16 protein-coding genes are annotated in these 16,704 nt (G+C 62.4%); 8 read left to right on the plus strand and 8 right to left on the minus strand.

From position 1 onward, the window contains the following. Window positions 1–88 precede the first annotated feature (88 nt). Entirely contained in the window at window positions 89–1,810 is a 1,722-nt protein-coding gene (locus NED98_RS18435) for a CocE/NonD family hydrolase (RefSeq protein WP_265313992.1), read from the plus strand. On the opposite strand, the gene NED98_RS18440 is transcribed toward NED98_RS18435, so the two are convergent. After that, window positions 1,798–2,844: a Gfo/Idh/MocA family protein gene (locus NED98_RS18440; RefSeq protein WP_265313993.1), complete on the minus strand. Its 1,047-nt coding sequence runs from the start codon at window positions 2,842–2,844 to the stop codon at window positions 1,798–1,800. The genes NED98_RS18435 and NED98_RS18440 overlap by 13 nt on opposite strands. Before the next feature lie 79 nt (window positions 2,845–2,923). Between NED98_RS18440 and NED98_RS18445 the strand changes: the two genes are divergently transcribed. Continuing rightward, window positions 2,924–3,469: an isochorismatase family protein gene (locus NED98_RS18445; protein ID WP_265313994.1), complete on the plus strand. Its 546-nt coding sequence runs from the start codon at window positions 2,924–2,926 to the stop codon at window positions 3,467–3,469. A gap of 12 nt (window positions 3,470–3,481) precedes the next feature. Here the strand turns inward: NED98_RS18445 and NED98_RS18450 are convergent, their stop codons facing one another. Beyond that, window positions 3,482–4,219, minus strand: a complete 738-nt coding sequence (locus tag NED98_RS18450) for a GntR family transcriptional regulator (RefSeq protein ID WP_265313995.1) — start codon at window positions 4,217–4,219, stop codon at window positions 3,482–3,484. A gap of 235 nt (window positions 4,220–4,454) precedes the next feature. Between NED98_RS18450 and NED98_RS18455 the strand changes: the two genes are divergently transcribed. Then, window positions 4,455–6,680, plus strand: a complete 2,226-nt coding sequence (locus tag NED98_RS18455) for a TonB-dependent receptor (RefSeq protein WP_265313996.1) — start codon at window positions 4,455–4,457, stop codon at window positions 6,678–6,680. A gap of 198 nt (window positions 6,681–6,878) precedes the next feature. Continuing rightward, window positions 6,879–7,328, plus strand: a complete 450-nt coding sequence (locus NED98_RS18460; protein WP_265313997.1) for a thioesterase domain-containing protein — start codon at window positions 6,879–6,881, stop codon at window positions 7,326–7,328. A 408-nt stretch (window positions 7,329–7,736) separates the two neighbouring features. On the opposite strand, the gene NED98_RS18465 is transcribed toward NED98_RS18460, so the two are convergent. The 3 genes from NED98_RS18465 to NED98_RS18475 all read right to left on the minus strand — a co-directional run bounded on the left by NED98_RS18465 (window position 7,737) and on the right by NED98_RS18475 (window position 10,544). After that, window positions 7,737–8,720 carry a PhzF family phenazine biosynthesis protein gene (locus NED98_RS18465; protein WP_265313998.1) on the minus strand — a complete coding sequence of 328 codons (984 nt, stop codon included), beginning with the start codon at window positions 8,718–8,720 and terminating at the stop codon, window positions 7,737–7,739. Between the two features lie 259 nt (window positions 8,721–8,979). Beyond that, the gene (locus tag NED98_RS18470; protein ID WP_265313999.1) at window positions 8,980–9,954 is read right to left on the minus strand and encodes a radical SAM protein; all 975 of its coding nucleotides are present in this window, start codon (window positions 9,952–9,954) and stop codon (window positions 8,980–8,982) included. Continuing rightward, entirely contained in the window at window positions 9,951–10,544 is a 594-nt protein-coding gene (locus NED98_RS18475) for a cysteine hydrolase family protein (protein ID WP_265314000.1), read from the minus strand. Before NED98_RS18475 ends, NED98_RS18470 begins: the two co-directional genes overlap by 4 nt. A 76-nt stretch (window positions 10,545–10,620) precedes the next feature. Here NED98_RS18475 and NED98_RS18480 point away from each other — a divergent pair, with 76 nt between their 5' ends. Together NED98_RS18480 and pncB are read left to right on the plus strand one after the other, a co-directional pair. Next, window positions 10,621–11,355 carry an NUDIX hydrolase gene (locus NED98_RS18480; protein WP_265314001.1) on the plus strand — a complete coding sequence of 245 codons (735 nt, stop codon included), beginning with the start codon at window positions 10,621–10,623 and terminating at the stop codon, window positions 11,353–11,355. 73 nt (window positions 11,356–11,428) lie between these two features. Beyond that, window positions 11,429–12,733, plus strand: a complete 1,305-nt coding sequence (gene pncB, locus NED98_RS18485; protein ID WP_265314002.1) for a nicotinate phosphoribosyltransferase — start codon at window positions 11,429–11,431, stop codon at window positions 12,731–12,733. A gap of 233 nt (window positions 12,734–12,966) precedes the next feature. On the opposite strand, the gene NED98_RS18490 is transcribed toward pncB, so the two are convergent. Together NED98_RS18490 and NED98_RS18495 are read right to left on the minus strand one after the other, a co-directional pair. Continuing rightward, window positions 12,967–14,127 carry a hypothetical protein gene (locus NED98_RS18490; RefSeq protein ID WP_265314003.1) on the minus strand — a complete coding sequence of 387 codons (1,161 nt, stop codon included), beginning with the start codon at window positions 14,125–14,127 and terminating at the stop codon, window positions 12,967–12,969. A 178-nt stretch (window positions 14,128–14,305) separates the two neighbouring features. Continuing rightward, window positions 14,306–14,935 (minus strand): tyrosine-type recombinase/integrase, encoded by a 630-nt coding sequence (locus tag NED98_RS18495; RefSeq protein ID WP_265314004.1) that lies wholly within the window; start codon window positions 14,933–14,935, stop codon window positions 14,306–14,308. A 208-nt stretch (window positions 14,936–15,143) separates the two neighbouring features. Between NED98_RS18495 and NED98_RS18500 the strand changes: the two genes are divergently transcribed. Together NED98_RS18500 and NED98_RS18505 are read left to right on the plus strand one after the other, a co-directional pair. Further along, window positions 15,144–15,389, plus strand: a complete 246-nt coding sequence (locus tag NED98_RS18500) for a hypothetical protein (protein ID WP_265314005.1) — start codon at window positions 15,144–15,146, stop codon at window positions 15,387–15,389. A 57-nt stretch (window positions 15,390–15,446) separates the two neighbouring features. Further along, the gene (locus tag NED98_RS18505) at window positions 15,447–15,728 is read left to right on the plus strand and encodes a hypothetical protein (protein ID WP_265314006.1); all 282 of its coding nucleotides are present in this window, start codon (window positions 15,447–15,449) and stop codon (window positions 15,726–15,728) included. Between the two features lie 53 nt (window positions 15,729–15,781). On the opposite strand, the gene NED98_RS18510 is transcribed toward NED98_RS18505, so the two are convergent. Next, window positions 15,782–16,240: a hypothetical protein gene (locus NED98_RS18510; protein ID WP_265314007.1), complete on the minus strand. Its 459-nt coding sequence runs from the start codon at window positions 16,238–16,240 to the stop codon at window positions 15,782–15,784. Window positions 16,241–16,704 lie beyond the last annotated feature (464 nt).

Consider the following 16,704-nt stretch of genomic DNA (forward strand, 5'->3'; position numbering starts at 1 on the left):
CAAGCGACGCGGCTGGTGCGGCAAAAGCGTTGCCTCGGGTCATTTAATCGGTATATGATATCTCGAATTATGCGCGAGGAAGCGGACGATGACGATGCCGGCGGATTTCGATTCCTACTCGGAATATGTCGTTATGCGCGACGGCGTGCGGCTGGCGGTTCAGGTGTTCGGCGCCCCGGGCTTTCGCGAGACGCGCGGCCCCGCGGTGGTCAATTTTACACGCTATGGCCGGGCGACGCCGGGCGCGGTACGCGCAGCCCCGACGAGCGAGACGCGCGAATTCGTTCGACAGGGCTTCGTCATGGTTTCGGTCGACGTGCGCGGAACGGGCGCCTCCTTCGGCTCGCGGCCGCGAGGCAAGGGACGCGAGGAAGTCCTCGATTATGCCGGCATATTCGATTGGGCGATCGCGCAACCCTGGTCGGACGGGCGGCTATTCTGCACCGGCGTCTCTTATGGCGGCAATGCCAGCGAGTTGGCGCAGGTCAACCGCCACCCCGCGCTGATCGCGGTCGCACCGCGTTTCACCGATTTCGATCTTTACGAGCATTTGCTGTTCCCCGGCGGCATCCCGAACCAGATTTTCGCGAAAGTATGGGGCGAACTGACCGCGGCGCTGGACCAGGGCCGGAATGACGATCCGCAATTGCCGGATGCGGTGCGCCAGTCGCCGGGGAGCCGCCCCGATACTTTCGTCGACGGCGATGACGGCGCGCTCTATCGCGCAGCGCTTGCCGACCACGCGGACAATGTCGGCTTTCTCGAGGCAATGGACGGGGTCGCGTGCCGCGACGACATGATCCGCCCCGGGGAGCCGAGCACTAATTTGTGCGATCTTGTCGACGAGTTGGAGGCTGGCGCGGTGCCTGCCCTGCACTGGGCAAGCTGGATGGACGCTGGCACTGCCGCCGGGGCGATTGCACGCTTCCTGTCGCTCGACGCGCCGATGCGGATCAGGATCGGCGCCTGGAACCACGGCGCGCGCGAGAATGCCGATCCCTATGCCGACAAGGAGGGTGCGGCGCACCCGAACCTCGCCGACCAGATCGCGGACATCGCGACCTTCTTCCGCGATGCGGCAACCGGTCCCGTCCAGTACAAATCGATCTGCTATCTGACGCTCGGCGCGAATATCTGGCGCGAGACCGAGGTGTGGCCGCCGCGTCATATCGCCGATTACCGCTGGCGGCTCGCTCCCACCGCATTGCATGCGCAACCACTCTCAGAACCGATCGGGAAGGATCGGCTTGTAGTTGACTTCAACGCCGGGACCGGTGCGACGACACGCTGGTCCACCCAGGTCGGGCGCGACGTCGATTATGCCGATCGCGCCGCGGCCGACCGACAACTGCTTTGCTATACCTCGGCGCCACTCGATCACGATCTTGAGGTGACGGGGACGCCGCTGCTGACGCTCAGCGCATCCTTTTCGGCAAGCGACGCCACGCTGATCGCCTATCTCGAGGACGTCGCGCCCGACGGCCGCGTCATCTATCTTACCGAGGGCGGCCTTCGCCTGATGCATCGCGGCCTGTCCGCCGCGCCCGCGCGCTATATCCGGCCCGGACCCAACCGCTCGTTCCGGCGCAGCGATAGCAGCGTCTATACGCCGGGCGTCATGGAAACATTGTCGCTGCCGCTTCTCCCGATATCGGTCGTGTTTCGCGCCGGCCATCGCATCCGGCTGGCGCTGGGCTGCGCGGATAGCGACAGCTTCCAGCGCGTGCCCGCTACGGGCGATCTCGAGATGATCGTGGATTGCGCTCTGTCCCAGCTTATCCTGCCCTCGGCGCCGTTTCAGGCGGCATAAGCCGCCAACACCACCTCCAGTGCGGCAAGGCCGTCCTGCGGCGGGCAGGAGGGTCGCAGGTCGTGGAGAATTTCCGCCGCGAATTGCTCGATCTGCGCCCGGAAATGCGCCGGCGGCGGCGCGGCGGCGATCGGCACCTGCCGCAACCCGCTGTCGTCGCGGTGGTAAAGCAGATTGGCATAGTGAAACACACGCAAAGCGCCGCGCTCGCCGTGGATATGGATGCTGCCCGGATTGGCATCCCATGCCCCGCCCGGCGCATAGCCATCGGCGCCCCAGGACGCACCTGCGCTGAATACCCCTTCCCCCGGCAACAGCGACGAAAAGGTGCCATCGTCATAGGCCAACAGCCCGATCGCGCCATTGGCCAACCGCATCGACAGGAATTCCGGGGCAAGCGTTTCGCCGCTGACGTTGCCGCGCCCATGCGCCTCGGTCACCGCCGAATCGGTGAGCCAGGAGAAAAGATCGACGAGGTGGACGCCGTGATCAATCAGTCCCATGCCGGTGCCACCCGGCCCGCCCAGCGGATAGTGGCCGGGCGGGAGCGCGTTCTGCCGTCCCGGACCTCCCCCATCGACCACGCTTTCGCGCATCAACCGGATCCGCCCCAGCGCGCCCGAGGCGATGAGCCGCCGTGCCTCAACGAGCGCGGGCAGGAAGCGATAGGAAGCTCCATAATGGAGCCGGACGCCAGCGCTTTCGCAGCGCGCGATCATCGCCGCGGCGGATTGCGGGGTCAGCGTCAGCGGCTTTTCGCACAGGATATGGACGCCCGCATCGGCGCATTGCGCGACGATCGCCTCATGCGTCGCCGGCGGCGTCGCGACACAGGCAATGTCGATCACGCGCGACGCCAGCAGCTCCGCCACGCTCGCATAGCGCGCGAACGGGCCCGCCAATTCGCCGTCGAGCGCACCCGGCGAGGCATCCGCCACCGCGACGACATCGACCCGCTCGCTCGCACGATAGGCGGCGAGATGGACGCGCCCGACGCCCCCCAATCCGATGATGCCAACCCTCAACTTGCGCAAACCGGACCTCACTGGTATAAATATGCAATATGAGATCTCAATTTCTATGATCGCGCCGGATTGCGCAAGGAGAAAATCGATGCTGGCCTCCCGCGCCGCCGCGCAATTGCTGGTGATCGACGTGCAGGAGCGCCTGCTTCCGGCGATCAACGGGGCGGAGCCGATGCTGGCGGGCTGCCAACGACTAATCGAAGCGGCGCGGCTCGCGGCGGTGCCGACGACCGTTTTCGAGCAGAATCCGGCAAAGCTGGGCGCGACGCATCCGGCGCTTCTCTCACGGGCAGGCGACGCGCCGGCGCTGACCAAGATGAGTTTCTCAGCGCTCCGCGACGAAGTCGGGCGTGCCCGCCTGACGCATCATCCCGATCGCGGCCAGATCGTCGTCTGCGGAATCGAAGCCCATGTCTGCGTGCTGCAAACCGCGTTCGACCTGAGGGCGGCGGGCTTCGATGTCTTCGTCGTTGCCGACGCGATCGCCTCGCGCGCAACCGCCTCGTGCGATGTCGCCATCGCGAGGATGCGTGACGCCGGGATTTCGATCGTCACAAGCGAGATGATCGTGTTCGAATGGGCCGAGCGAGCCGGCACGGACCTGTTCCGCGCACTTTCCCGGCTCGTGCGATAAGAAGCGGTGCGGCTATTGCGTCCGGCGCGGGCGGCCGCGCTTGGGGGACGGGATCGCGGCGGGGAGATCGTCCTCTTGCCCGAGCGACGCCTTCAACGCCTCGCGCCCCTGACTGATATCGGCGACGATCGCATCGCGCGCCGCGACAGCATCGCCGGCGGCGAGCGCATCGATGATGTTGCGATGGTGATCGGAGATCTCGTGGCTGTGGTTCTCCGGCCGCTGCCGCGAGATCGAGGGGCCGATCTGAAGCCACAATCCTTCGATGAGGCTCAGCAATTGCGGCAGGCCTGCCGCATTGTAGATGCTGAAATGGAACTGCCAATTGGCCTCGAGATAATCGGCGATCTTTCCGGCTGAGAGACGCTCGACCATCTTGTCCTGGAGCGCAGCCAGTTCCTTGAGTTCGGCCTTGGAAATGCGCGCCGCGGCTTCCTCGGTCGCCAGTCCTTCGAGAACGATGCGGATCTTGTAGATTTCATCGATCAGCTTTTCGGTGAGGTCCGGAACGATCATCGTGCGATTGGGCAGCGCGATCAGCGCATGCTCAGTCACCAGTCGGCGGATCGCATCGCGCACCGGCATCGGACTGGTGCCCAGCATCTCGGCCAGCGTACGGCTCGACACCACTTGCCCGGGGCGGACCGCGCCCGACATCAGCGCCCGCCGCAATTCACGATAGATCCGCTCTTGCAGGGTTTCCCGGTCGAAGCTCGCGAACTGGAACGCGCCGGTCTCTTTCTTCGCCATTGTGCTCCCTGCTTCCTAGCGCCTCGCCGCGTGACAATAGCGAAGCACTACTGTCCAATCAATAATTCGATTTTCGCGATCTCGTGACGCAGAAAAAATCCACAAGCCGCGTATATAATGCTGATATCGCGTCACATATTTGAGCGCACCCTACCCTTGACGGCGAAAATGCGTCGCGATAATATGAGATCTCGAATAACGAAATATTCTCATCGGTATCAGGGGAGGAAATTTGATGTTGAAGCGGACGATGATGGCGAGTGTCGGCGTCGTTGCACTTCTGGGAAGCCCGGCTCAAGCGCGCAGCGCGAGCGAGGACGCCTCCGTCCCGGCCAGTCCAGCAGGTGCCGCGGACCGGGGAGAAAGCGGCGACATCGTCGTCACCGCAAACAAGCGCAGCCAGTCGATCTACAATGTCGCCTCGTCGATTTCGACGGTCGACACCGAGACGATGACCGCGAAGGGTATGAACACCCTGCGCGATCTGACCCAGGACGTCCCCGGCCTGGCGATTTTCTCGCGCGGCTCCGACGGCGCCAATCTCATCATCCTGCGCGGCCTTTCCTCTGGGTCACAGACGACCAGCCCCACGGTCGGCGTCTATGTCAACGACACGCCGTTCAGTTTCTCAATCCCGGTCGGCGGCGGCAGCAGCGTGCTGCAGCCCGATCTCGATCCGTCCGATATTGAGCGGATTGAGGTGCTGCGCGGCCCGCAGGGCACGCTCTACGGCGCATCCACGCTGGGCGGGCTGATCAAATATGTCACGCGCAAGCCCGATGCGACGCAATTGTCGGGGAGCATCCAGGATACCGTACTCGGGGTGGAACACGGCGATGTCGGCAATACCGCCCGCGCTGCCGTCAATGTGCCGCTTATCCAGGATCGCGTTGCCTTGCGCGTCAGCGGCTTCTATCGCCTCGAACCCGGCTTCATCGACAACAGCCGCACGGGCCAGGACAATGTCAACCAGACGCGTTCATATGGCGGCCGGGCGTCGCTCGGGCTTTATCCAACCGACAATCTGTCGATCGTGATCAGCGGCCTGTACCAGAAGAACGACAATCGATCGCTCGGCGCGGTCAATCTGAACCCGCTTACGCTGCAGCCCAGCCCGCGCGACCTGACCCAGCAATTCTATGCGAACTCCGCGTTCAATTCCGAGTATCGCCTTGTCGATGGCCAGTTTAGCTGGAAGGTCGGCGATTATACAGTCAGCTCCTCGACCAGTTCGGCGCGGGCGGAACTCTCCGCATTGCTGGATTTCACGTCCTTCCTGCCGACAAACTTTCTTGGCGCACGATATTATCTTGGTCCGCAGGACCTGCTCTATACGAAATTCTCGCAGGAAGTCCGGTTGACCTCACCCGCCGGCAAGCCGCTCGAATGGGTCGCGGGCCTGTTCTACACCAGCGAGACGGTCGCGACGCATGCGACGGTCGACGGCTTCCGCGCCAATGGCACGCCGGGGCCGCTGGTCCCGCGCATCAGCCAGTCCGGCACCGACGCCGATTTCCACGAATATGCGGCATTCGCGAACGTCACCTACAATATCACCCCGACGCTCGCGCTGACCGGAGGCGTGCGCGTCGCGCACAGCAAGATTACCGACCAGATCACTTCGGGCGGCCTCGTCGCCGGCGCGCCGCTCAATAACCCGCTGATCCAGCACGGCCGGCAATCCGCCGACGTCCAGACATGGCTCGCCTCGCTCAACTGGCGCTACGCGCATGACGGCTCATTCTACATCAAGGCGGCGAGCGGCTATCGCCCAGGCGGCCCGGTGGAACCGCCGCCCGTGCTGCAACCCGGCCAGACCATTCCAAGCCAGTTCAAGGCCGATACGGTGTGGAATTTCGAGGCCGGCAATCGCAACAATTTCCTCGACGGGCGCGTGAGCACCGATGTCTCGGTCTTCTACATCCGCTGGAATGACATCCAGCTCCCCTATCTCGTCAACGGCATCCGAGTGCTAGCGAACGGCGGCAAGGCGATCAGCCAGGGCGTCGAATTCCTGACTCGTCTGCGCCCCGCCAAGGGGTTCAGCCTGTCGTTCAACGGATCCTATACCGACGCACATCTAACGACCGATGCGCCATTGGTGTTCGGCCACGCGGGTGACAGATTGCCCTTCGTGCCGCGGTGGAACCTCACGGCGAATGCCGATTACGAAACGCCGATCAGCAGCGACATGATCGGCAAGATCGGCGCGACCTATCATTATCAATCGGGCATCCAGACCGCGCTCAGCCCCGCCGATACGTCGTTCATCGCTTTCAAGGGCTTTTCGACGGCCGACGCGCGGCTTGGCGTCGCGGTCCATGACCTTGAGATCAACGCATTCATCCGCAATGCGTTCGACAAGCGCGCTTATGTTGGCGGCGGATTTGCAGGAGGTTTGGCGTCCGGCGTGCCGATCCAGCCGCGAACCATCGGCGTAGGTTTCAGCGCCAAATTCTGACTAGCGTAACCCCGGCAAGGTAAGGTCAAAGCGGTAGGTATCGCAAAAAGGCGAGACTGTTCAACAGCCTCGTCGGGGACCTTGAGATGCAAACGAAAGTGAAACCGCCAGAATAGTTTCGACCATTCACGGGAGCTTCCAAAACACCAGCGATCGGCCATTGATCTACCTGGCCCGAGCGCCTAACCGACATGGGTCATGGAAAACATTGCATTAGAGCAGTATCTTCATCGCCAGATCCCGCTATCAGCAGCAATGCAAGTGGCGGTGAGAGCTGTCATGTCGGACTCGGTTATTCTCTCCGCTCCCCTCGAACCGAATCTCAACCACAAGAGCACTGCCTTTGGTGGAAGCATTTCCACATTAGGCATCCTTGCTGCATGGTCACTTGTGCATTTGCGGCTCCTGGACCAAGGCCTAACCTGCGAGGTCGTCATACAGTCCAACGAGATGGATTACGACCGACCGATTACGGGCCCGTTCACCGCCGCCTCCTCCCTGGCTGATCCGACGGCCTGGCCTGCGTTCATCAAGACGTTGGTCCGTCGGAGGCTCGCCCGAATCGAGGTGCACTCCGAACTGATTTTCGAGGAAGCCGTAGTCGGTCGGCTAAGCGGGCGTTTCGTGGCGCTCTTACAGAAGCCCTGAGTGAGATGTCGCATTGGAGCATTACCGCACATAAATTCAGGTCAGCTATTGCGCGCGTGAAGATGAAACAACTTTCCCGGTGTCTGACACCTCGTTCATGAACATCTTTTCAGCGCTAATTAGATTATTCCCAGGTGGGGTCATCAATTATTCTGTAGTCAGGCCTGTTTTAGTTGGGCATGTTTGTTGCGACCATGAAGCCAATTGTCGTCGGATTTCAAGCTTGAGCGCTCAACAGACCCTATCGGCACTTATAGGCGAATTACAGCTTTTGGTTGTCGGCCTCGGGTCGCGGAATGACCGACATGAGGGCGCCTTGCCGATAGGCATCTTTCCCAAGCAGAAACCGACGGCAAGCGGCCGACATCTGTCATGCAGGAGCATGCGGAGCCCGCCGGCGAGCCGGCTTCACACCCTCAGTCTTCCCCTGATCCGATCGGTGACGTCGCCGCCGATCCAGATGCGGTCCTGATCGCGATCGACATAGACGCGCCCCATCCGGCCAAGCACGGTGCCCTGGCTCACGACATAATGGTCGGGTGCAAGGCCGGCGCCGATCATCCACCGCGCGGCGCTGGCGTTGAAGCTGCCGGTGACTGGATCTTCCGATCCAGTCAGCGTCGAGTCGAACACCCGTACCTCGAAGTCAGGAGAGCCGGGGCCTTTGCCGGAGTCCCATGGCGCGATTAGGCCGATCCCGTCCATGGCGAGGGCGGGCCAGTCCGGCCTCAGCGCAAGCAAGCGTGCGCGGTTCCTGATCAGGATTGCGGTCTGTCGCAGTCCCCCGTCGAGCGTGCGAGCGGCGACGATATCATCGGCAGTCAGGCGGAGGCCCCGCTGGATCCGGGACAAGGTGTCTGCATCCAGCGCGGTAGTCCGGCGCAGCAGCGGCGCCTCGAAGGCGAGCCGGCCAGCGGATCCGCGCAATCGCACCCGCCCGATGCCGCATTGCTGGACGATTTCGGCCCCCTTCGACCTGCCTCCTGAGGTGAGCCAGACATGGCAACTGCCAAGAGTAGGATGGCCGGCGAAGGGCAACTCGTCGCCGAGCGAGAAAATGCGTACGCGATAGTCAGCAAGCGGATCAGTCGGGCGCAGGAGGAAGGTAGTCTCGCTGAGGTTGGTCCACTTGGAAAACAGTTTCATCTGATCGTCAGTGAGCGTGTCCGCGCCCACGACTACTGCGAGCGGATTGCCGCGAAAGGGCTCAGGCGAGAATACGTCAACCTGCCGGAAGTCGAAGTCCGGAGCGACAAGGCGGCCGGCTTCCCGCGCCAGAACCTTGTCGGCGGTGGCGAGAGAGAAAGCGGCGGTGGCGAAACCGGACAGAAGCGCGCGGCGTGAAACGCGCATGGCGCGACGTGTTGCATCGACGGCGGGATACGGCTCCAAGTAGGTCCTCCTGGCGGCGTCGTTATGTACCCGGAACAATAGTGGGATACCAAAGAAAACGAAACCGGCGGCCAGCTAGCGCGCGGGTCGCGGCCGTTCGAGCTATAGGCTCGGAACGGCAGTATTGTCCCAGACCCGGTCCTTCGACCCTACCGACGAGGCACCTTCGGCGAACGGCAGTTTCCGGGATCCGCAATCCACACATTGAACGGCGGGGATTGGGGCGCATTGCAGCCAACTGCGTTCGTTTGAGCCGGCTTCACGCTAACTGCGGTTCGAACTTGGCAAACTGTTGCGTGCTCGGACAATCGGCGCAGTCACGAGCCGGCCGCGCGCGCTGGCGTAGCTGCAATTGCCGCGGCAAGGCATGGAGATCCGCAGTGCTATACAGATCGTCGACCGAAACGCCGAAATGCTCCGGCGCGAAGCTACACGGCGCAATGCGGCCGGCCTCTTCGATAAACAGAAAGGTCTCCGCCACACGGCAATCAGTGATAGGCAAGGGTCGACCCGCGACGGTATCGGCGAACCGCTCCAGATAAGCAGCCCCGCCGACCAACGTCGTCCCCGACTGGTCGAGTTCCGCGCGTAACCGCGGCACCTCATCCGCTAATCGCGCGACATCCTCGGGGCGCAGGCGATGGTCGGGATAGAATTCGGGCCGGTCGCGCCCGCCCAATTGATTGAAGCTGATTTCGTCGACTCCCCAGCCGGCGAGTGTTCGGCACAAGGCGGCGAAGCCGGTAATGTTGTCGCGCATCAGCACGACATTGACGCGCACCTTGAGCGGCGCATCAGCGGCATCTCGTTCCGCCGTCAGCGCCGACACACTGTGCGCGAGCTTGTCGAACGCGCCGCGCCAGCCGCGCATAGCGTCGTGGAAGTCTCCCATTCCATCAATGCTGATCGTGACCTCGCGATAGCGCTGCACAAGCTCAGCACGCACGCGCGGCGCATTCAGACGGGTTCCGTTGGTGGTCAGGCTGAGTCCAATGCCTTGGCCCGCCGCGCGCTTATCCAGTTCGGCACGCGGAGCCCACAACAACGGCTCGCCGCCAAGCCAGCTCAACAGCACCGGACGTCCGGTTTCGCGCCGCCACGCGCCGAGCAGGTCGATGAGCCGCGCGACCTGCGTCGGATCCGCCTCTTCCCGCGGCAAGCTCAGGCGCTTGTCATATGCGCAGAAGGGGCACGCCAGATTGCAGCGGTTCGAGACGCGCCACAGGACAATCATGCCGCCGCCTCCAGCCGGACCGGCAGATCCGCAAAGTCATCGGCGATGACCTGCTCGATCGGTCGCGCGATGCCGCGGGTGAGGCGCGCCGGCACTTCGACCGCGAATCCACGCGCGAGGAGGCCCTCGATCGCCCAGCGTACGCAATAGTCGGCAGCGACGCCGATCACCGTCATCTCAGTGACGCCCCGCGCCTTCAGCTCCGCAAAGAAAGCATCCCGCGTAACCTTCTCACCTGTGGCGACCGCCGCCACCGTGAGCTCGGGCTCGGCCCACATGTCGAACACACCCTTCTCAAGGCGATAGACCGGGATGGCAGGATCGATCGCGTCCGGGTCGAGCACATTCTCCCACCCCGGCGTTCCCCTCTCGCAATGGGGTGGAAACTGTTCAGCCTCGGTCGAGGCCGCATAGATCGCAGGCAGATGCGTGTCCGCGGTGAAGAGCACGCCGGCCACGTCTTCGGAACGCAGGTCGGCGAGCCAGGCTTTCATCGGCGCTACGAGCGCCTCCGCTCCAGCCACCGGCAATGCCCCCTCGACCGAGATGAAATCCCGCTGCATGTCTACCACGATCACGAAGCGCTTCATGGTCTATCTCCTCGGCATTTGACATATACGCGATTTGCACATAAGTAAAGCGCATCACGCGTATAAGGTCGGGTCGATGGATGAAGTTGCCTTTCTCGAAAACTATGACCCCGCCGCATACGAACGCCCGTCGGTCACCGTCGATCTGATCCTGATGAGCGTCGTCGATGGTGCGCCTGCCGTGCTGCTGACGCGACGCGACCGACACCCGTTTGCGGGCGCGTGGGCGCTGCCCGGCGGCTTCGTCGGGATCGGCGAGAGCCTCGACGAAGCCGCGCATCGCATCCTCATTGAGAAGGCGCGGATGTCAGATGCCTATGTCGAGCAACTCTATACGTTCGGAGCCGTCGACCGCGACCCGCGGACGCGAATCATCAGTGTGGCCTATTTCGCGCTCCTCCCGGCCGACCGCTTTACGGCCGCGCTGAAATCCGCCCCCGAGCTGGCGCTCGCGGAACTCACCGTGCCGTGGTCCGGCGAGACAGGCGGCCCTGTCGAAGCGTGCATCGGCAACGGCAATCCGCTGCAGCTGGCGTTCGATCACGGTGAGATGCTCGGCCTTGCCATGCGGCGCTTGCGCGGCAAGCTCGACTATTCCGGGATCGCCTTCGCGCTCCTTCCCGAGCGTTTCACGTTGCGCGCTTTGCAGGACATCTACGAAGCCATCCTCGACACCAAACTCAACAAGCCTGCCTTCCGCCGTCGCATGCTCGACCGCGGCTGGCTGGAAGCGACGGGCGAGCGCGAGACCGGCGCATCTTTCCGCCCGGCTGAACTCTATCGCTACCGTAAAGCGGAGGGAGAACGGTGATGGCGCACCTCTGCGATTTAGGCTTCGCCGCCCAACTGCGCGCCGCGCGCGCCGTCACTGGCTAGGATCAGTCATGCCCGTCACCGACATCGCGACCCGCGTCTATAACCATGGCTGGCGACTCGACCCGGTCGTCCGCAGTCTGCTCGACACCGACTTCTACAAGCTGCTGATGCTGCAGATGATCCGCCATCTGCATCCGGACGTGCAGGCGACCTTCTCCCTGATCAATCGCAGCAGGTCGGTACGACTGGCGGACGTGATCGACGAAAGCGAGCTGCGCGAGCAGCTCGACCATGCCCGTACGATCCGCTTCTCCAAGAAGGAACTGATCTGGCTCGCCGGCAACAGCTTCTACGGCAAACAACGGATGTTCGCGCCCGATTTCATCGAATGGCTCGCCGATTTCCAGCTGCCCGACTACGAGTTGCGCAAGGTTGACGGCCAGTTCGAGTTGCAGTTCGACGGGCCGTGGACGCACACGACGATGTGGGAAATCCCGGCGCTCGCCATCGTCAACGAGCTGCGTTCGCGTGTCGCCCTCAAAGGTAGGGGCCGCTTCGAACTCGACGTGCTCTATGCGCGCGCCAAGGCCAGGCTCTGGGAAAAGGTCGAGCGGCTTCGCCAGCTCCCCGACCTCGTCATTTCGGATTTCGGCACCCGTCGCCGCCACAGTTTCCTCTGGCAGCGCTGGTGCGTCGAGGCGCTCAAGGAGGGGTTGGGATCGCGCTTCATCGGCACCTCGAACGTGCTGCTTGCCATGGACAACGACCTCGAGGCGATCGGCACCAATGCGCATGAGCTGCCGATGGTGCTGGCCGCGCTCGCCGATGATGATGCCGGTGTTGCGGCCGCACCCTATCGAGTGCTGGAGGAATGGCAGGCGCATTACGACGGCAACCTGCTTATCGTGCTTCCCGACGCCTTCGGCACCACCGCCTTTCTGCGCCACGCTCCCGACTGGCTAGCCGACTGGACCGGCTTCCGGCCCGACTCCATGCCTCCGATCGAGGGCGGCGAGCAGATCATTGCCTGGTGGGAGGCGCATGGCCGCGACCCACGTACCAAGCTGCTGATCTTCTCCGACGGGATGGATGTCGACAGCATCGAAGCGACCTATCGTCACTTCAATGGCCGGGTGCGGATGAGCTTTGGCTGGGGCACCAACCTCACCAACGATTTCCGTGGCTGTGATCCCGCCGGCGGGCCCGGGCTCGAACCGATCTCGCTCGTCGCCAAGGTAACCAGCGCGAATGGCCGCCCAGCCGTGAAGCTCTCCGACAACCCCTCCAAGGCGACCGGCCAACCTGCCGAAATCGAGCGCTACCTGCGTATCTTCGGGCGGGACGGCCGAGTGCACCAAGCGGTCGTAGTTTAGTCGGGCCCGGCCGAACACTTGCGATCGCTTTGTGGGCTGGAACAGCCGGCCGAGATCGTCGCCACAACCGTCCGCGAAGAGCCTCTTGGCAGTGACGGGTATCAGGATTTCGGATTTGCCGTCATTGGCTCGGAGAATGAACGAATGGCGGCTTTCAGGGCCGTTGGTGGATCGCCGCAGCGGCCGCTATTGGGCGCTTTTCGGCCGAGCTCCCATCTCATCGCCCCGGTCAACTACGAGCCGTACCTCCGCGCTATTCGCTCGCTGCGCTGGGGTATCGGTTTGGTTGGATCGAGCTGGACGAGCTTCGCGCCGGTACGCTGCATCGCCGCCGTCACGCCTGGCCAATATTGATCAGATAACGCGATGAAGACCGTTGCCTTGAACAGCGATCCCCTGGGCGTTTTCGAGGCAATCCTCTCCAGAACGGACACCAGGTTCGGCGCCGATAGCGATGCCAGCGCCACATAGTCCGCGTAGGGGTCGATCAGCGCCTCTCGCACCCATTTCTCGGACATGGCATAATCTTTAGCGCCCGGTAAGCGCAGAACCGTCGTCGAAGTTGCAACATCATCGCCTTTCAGGCGACCAACGGCCTCGCGCAAATAATCGTGCCACTGGCGCTCTGCGTTGACCTCCGGACCAAGCAAAGGCGTCAGAAACGCGGTCTTTGCCGCCGCCTCTGCGGCAATCTGCTCTGCAAGAACCTTGCGTGCCGACACCAGCGCCGCATCCCAACTCGCCGCATTCGTCGGCGATACTTTCCCGTCTGCCAGAGCAACTGCAATCTCAATCGTCGCGGGCTCGCCGGCGAAAATCTCTGAGGGGATCACAACGGGGATCAGCGCCTTTTCGCCATCAGGCGAAAAGCGAGGCTGGCCCCGCCAATGGATCGAGCTGACCGAATGAGGCAGCGCCTCGATATAATCCTTTGGGACGAGATCGGCGAGCGACAGTGCGCGCACGAGCCTGCCGTCGCCGCCATAGATCGCCACTGCATTCGGTCCGTAGCCAACCCCGTGCCAATTGTCGAAGGTGACCGCATATTCCCCGTCATCACGAACGATGGCTGATACCGGGGCGACGTCATTGGAGATCTGACGCTCCCACACCACCTGCCAACGCTTGTTTGTCAGACGTTCCAGCCGGGCACGGGCGAACCGCGTTCCTCCCTTTGCCTGTCCGGCCGGATCGACCTTGTCGACCTTATCTTCAAAATAGCTGAGCTGGTTTTCAAGATCGCGCGGGACGACGGTGATGCGGGCGTGCCCCCGGCATGAGGTGTATGTGGTCGTCGTCGGCAACATCCAGCTATCCGCGCACAAAGGCGCCGGTAGGAACGAAGTCGCCACCATAGCGAAAACCGATAAGCACAGAGCGCGAGAGATCTTCATCCACACCCCCCTTATGATACACTATATCGCGACCAATGGGAGGGCTGTAAACCCCGCTAGTTAGCCTCGGGATCGGCAGGTTTGCTCAAAGGGAGGATGCAGAACTGAATGACTGCGGTGAGGGCGCGTTACCGCTTTCTGTGAGGGCGGCCCCTCCGGCTTCGGAGGGGCCGCAAAGTCAGATTTCAGTCCGCTCAGCGAGCATCAAGGCATCTTCGATGTCGACGCCGAGGTACCTGACGGTGTTCTCGATCTTCGTATGCCCGAGCAATATCTGGATCGCCCGCAGGTTCCCAGTGGCCTTGTAGATCATTGATGCCTTCGTCCGACGCAGCGAGTGCGTGCCATAATCGGCGCACCGGAGTCCGATGGCGGTGACCCACTCGTCTACGAGCCGGGCATATTGCCTGGTGCTGATGTGACCGGTGCGATTAATCCGGCTAGGGAATGCAAAATCGTCGATCGCTCCGCCGCGCCGTTCCAGCCATGCCAGGAGGCTTCCCCGGACATCGGCGGTCAGCTCGAATTGAACGGGACGACCGGTCTTCTGCTGTATGACCATCGCCCGCGTTCTGATCTCCATACCCGAGACCAGATCGGCGATCTTGATTTTGACCAGGTCGCAGCCGCGCAGCTTGCTGTCGATTGCCAAGTCGAAAAGCGCCCGATCGCGAAGGCGCCCCTCCCGATCCAGGAAGAAGCGAATCGCCCAGATCTGTTTCTGTGTCAGCGGGCGTTTGCTGCCGACCGTTTTGCCCGCATTCCATGCAGCTCGCGACTGCATGGGGTCATATTGTGAATGTCCCATCATCCTTCTCCACGGCCCCGATTGGCCATCGAGTGAACGCGGTGAGGTCGATTGGCTTGGCGCGGGGCGATGGCTTCCGTGCTGTCTCAGGCCAATCAGAACCAATATAGTGCAATCTCTTAGCCGCCGGGCAGAAGGCGCCCCATTTCTTGTCATTCCACGGCCACCTTGTCTTGCCTGGTAGTTGCTGTTCGTTCAGGCTCTATGCGTGAATGACAGCGAATATCGTGGCGGCCTCGGCGCCGGTGGGTCGTGGGGCTGCGCCTTGGCGGCGGTCATCGGGCTGCCCGTATTAATCGCTCTCTCGCTCGTCGATTCCCTTGGCGACTGCGCACCCGATACGAACTGCCACAAGAGCTTTTTCTGGAACGCTGCTCTGCCCGCGGCGATTGTGGTGCTGATCGTATTCGCGGTGGTGCGCCTTGTAGCGAGGACATTTGGGCGAGGCGACTAACGCCCCAGTTGCGGCTATAGCCGTGCCGGCGCGTTGATCTGCAGAGCGGACGTTGCCTTGAAAAGCCCGCTGCTGCACTATGCTGCGGTGTCCAACGCCCGCACCTTTCTCATCGATGCCCTGCGTCATGTTATCGATGGTGGTGACATTACGAATGGCGAGCTCGATGCTGCGATTGCTCAGCCCATCGAGCTGCGAGGCGCCCAGCGGAAGGCATGGTACGGCCTTAGCTATTGGGCCGACGATGAAGATATCCGTGCGAAAGACCCGGCATACGGGCCATCGAGAAGGCGTCAGCTTGTTGATCTGCTAGCGAACTTGGAAAAAGAGGACGGCTGACGCCCCAAAGGTTGCCGTCAAACGTGCGCGCGTTGGTCCCCGATAGCCGCCGCCTATTGCTCTCCCATTAGACGCCCGCTCCGGCTTAAAAGGGACGGGAGGCCATTTGTTCGGTGATCGATAAGCGACCAAGCCGGATCGCCGTCGGAAGTCATGAATGACAACACAAAAGCGTCATCTGAAAGAGTCAGCAGAATTTCGGGTAGTCGTCCCGAGACACCAATATCTACGATGCTTCGGCCCACCAGCCCTAACATTGACGACGGCCATAGCTCCTCGTCGCTCCAGCTTCCGCAGATAATGGCGTTGCCGGTCTCGATGCGCCAACTCCACTCTATCATTAGCGAAAACTCACCATCTGAGTTGAGCGGACGTCCATCCTTCCGAAACTTGGGCGTGAGTTGTCCAAACTCCATACAGAACGCCGAGCCGTAGCCCCGCCACACATGTGAGACGGGAAGCCCGACGAGCCGGCTTCGGTAATCTTCGAGTAAAATGGCGCCATCGTTCATCAGCCGAGCTCACACGCTGCTAGGGCAGGTTTCCAAATTGCTTGGACCAGAAGCCGCCTGTCTCCTAGCCACCCACACATTGTCATGCCCGAGCCGCCATCGGGCCTCTCTCGCCTCCAAAGAGCAGACTGCCCGGTTTCGGGAAGGAGCATCCCAGGCCGGAACGGCGGCAAATGGGGCGCGCTGCTGCCCGGCAGCACCCTCCCCAAATTGGGGTCGTTCCACGACGCACGGCACGTGCCTAATTGCAACCCCTCGTGCGAATGTTATTTAGGCACAATGAGTGGCAGCGCGGATACCACAGCTCGGATTGCGGCGGTCTGCTACACTGTCGTTATGAACTGATGGGGTGGATGCCCCCTTCGAGCGGCGTCGTATGATGCCGGACCGGCACCGGGAGGTGCCAAGCGAAGGAGGAGCAGATGACCGACGTCCACATCCTCGCCATCGACCTGGCGAAGCGC

Source organism: Sphingomonas lycopersici (genome assembly GCF_026130605.1).
Taxonomy (GTDB): domain Bacteria; phylum Pseudomonadota; class Alphaproteobacteria; order Sphingomonadales; family Sphingomonadaceae; genus Sphingomonas; species Sphingomonas lycopersici.